At 39.9% G+C, this 336-nt stretch carries 1 protein-coding gene; it reads right to left on the bottom strand.

Annotated features, from left to right (window positions below; all coding sequences use genetic code 11):
* Positions 1 to 53: 53 nt before the first annotated feature.
* The coding region (locus tag FS736_RS23475; protein ID WP_313959743.1) for an NAD(P)-dependent oxidoreductase at positions 54 to 336 on the bottom strand (283 nt) is incomplete at its 5' end.

The raw sequence follows: 336 nt of genomic DNA, 5'->3' as shown, positions 1-336 counted from the left end.
AGATTTTCTTTCAAAATTTCAAACCACCTTGCCAAATAATTTTTCCTCAACCTTCAAATATCACCACTTACCCTTACATTCTCCATTCTCCACAATCGATCACTTTCCTTCAAACCTTCTTCATACAAAACATCCACATAACCATCCCCCATCTTATTTTCCTCAACTCCCCCCAATAACACCTCATCTTCCACCAACTCACCACCCCCAATATTCATAAACCCACCTCTATCTTTCATTAACACAAAATCCTTCAACTCCACCAAATCCTTCCTTTCTTCCCTACTTCCCAATACCCAAACAATCAAATCCCCTTTACCCAAACCTTCCCTCAAC

It is taken from the genome of Cytobacillus oceanisediminis 2691, assembly GCF_007678455.1.
Classification (GTDB): Bacteria; Bacillota; Bacilli; order Bacillales; family Cytobacillaceae; genus Mesobacillus; species Mesobacillus oceanisediminis_A.
The sequence above is the reverse complement of the archived record's forward strand: the minus strand, read 5'-3'. Positions and strand labels throughout refer to the sequence as shown.